This window comes from Candidatus Kurthia intestinigallinarum (assembly GCF_003991225.1).
Taxonomy (GTDB): domain Bacteria; phylum Bacillota; class Bacilli; order Bacillales_A; family Planococcaceae; genus Kurthia; species Kurthia populi.
Map to the genome: position 1 here is coordinate 1 of NZ_JTFC01000185.1, position 1,432 is coordinate 1,432.

Below are 1,432 nucleotides of genomic sequence, written 5' to 3' on the forward strand. Positions count from 1 at the left end.
TTGCAGCGATTACCATTGCGACTGAAAACTATGATTTTAGTGAAGTGTGGTGGCGTGAATTTTTAAGCCAAATTGTTAGTATTGTTACGCAAGTGCTACTCATGGCAGCCATTGTCCAGTTGCTCGCTAACTTTAATAGTTGGTATGACTTTATGTTAATCATCGGTTGCGGTGTATTAATTATTCGTGGGCCTAGCGTACTTCGTTCTATGTGGTATTCAAGTGGAGGTGCAAAAGGCGGGATTTCTCTTGGTAAGTCAGCTACCCGTATTTCGATGATGCGACTTTTAAAATAGATAGGAGGCTAAGGTGATGAAGTGGATGCGTGTGTTACCTATTGTATTATTAACGTTTTTATTAGCAGCGTGTGGGGATAGTCAATTGAATTTAGAGGGTGAATGGGATGCAAACGGATCTGATGGTGTAGCAGGCTCTTTTGATTTTAAAAACAATGATTTGTTAACAATGGATTTTGGAGCTATGAAATTTTCTTATGAATGGGAAGTAAAAGGAAATCAATTGCATATTGTTGATAAAAAAGATGGAGAAGTAAAAAGAGATTATTTCTATGAAATTGAACAGCACGATAAAGAGAACATCACTTTGTATGAACTAGATGAGGACGGTAAGCGAGTGGAAGGTGCAACGATTAAGCTTAGTAAATAAAAATATACTTAACAAAAGTAGAAATTTCTACTTTTGTTAAGTATTAAATCGTAACTATATAATAACAAGCATCGTTATCTAAACTTGTCCAATTTATTTGATATGAACCATTAATATAAAAATGCTCATCTTTTTTTCCTGTAGGTTTAATAATTTCACCGTGAAGTAAATGACCCGAACGGAAATATGCATAGATACCGCTAGTATTGGAACCCTTATAAAATAATTTATCTTCGACGTAGGTTACAGCATATGTATTAGTAAAACCATGTTCTTTTATTTGTTCCATAAATTTAATGTCTTTAGAAAAACTAAACATTGATTCAGGATGCTGCCCATTTTTGGGGAATTTAAGTTCGATAGCATATTTTTCATTTGTTTGTGAATTATAGATTGCTATATCCAATTCTTTTTTAATTAACTTTTCTTGAATCCCAAAGAAACGAATATTTCTTTCGAATTGAATTTTAAAAGTAGAATCAAGATGATTACGCAAATATACGCCTAATTCGTGTTGCAAAGAAAATTCATTGTAAATCTCAATTTGCTGTATTTTTACTAGGTGAAAAAAGTCTTTAATATGTTTATCTAAGTGCATAAAGCACCTCCTTAATTTTAATTTAACAAATAGAATATAGTTTTGAAAGTGAATAAATAGAACATAAGTACAAAAAACATAAGTAGAAATATATACCTTTCAAAAGTAGAAATTTCTACTTTTGAAATAAAGAAGGAGGTTGGAGAAATGTATCGACGTGAAGAAGTT

The 1,432-nt window shown here is 31.8% G+C and carries 3 protein-coding genes; 2 read left to right on the top strand and 1 reads right to left on the bottom strand.

Translation table 11 applies throughout. From position 1 onward, the window contains the following. Together QI30_RS20725 and QI30_RS19630 are read left to right on the top strand one after the other, a co-directional pair. Positions 1–296 (top strand): conjugal transfer protein TrbL family protein (locus tag QI30_RS20725; protein ID WP_370323648.1); only part of this gene is annotated, 296 nt, incomplete at its 5' end. Positions 297–312: 16 nt separating this feature from the next. Beyond that, positions 313–666: a hypothetical protein gene (locus tag QI30_RS19630; RefSeq protein ID WP_126992107.1), complete on the top strand. Its 354-nt coding sequence runs from the start codon at positions 313–315 to the stop codon at positions 664–666. 43 nt (positions 667–709) lie between these two features. Here QI30_RS19630 and QI30_RS19635 read toward each other — a convergent pair whose 3' ends face one another. Beyond that, positions 710–1,264: a hypothetical protein gene (locus QI30_RS19635; RefSeq protein ID WP_126992116.1), complete on the bottom strand. Its 555-nt coding sequence runs from the start codon at positions 1,262–1,264 to the stop codon at positions 710–712. Positions 1,265–1,432: the final 168 nt, after the last annotated feature.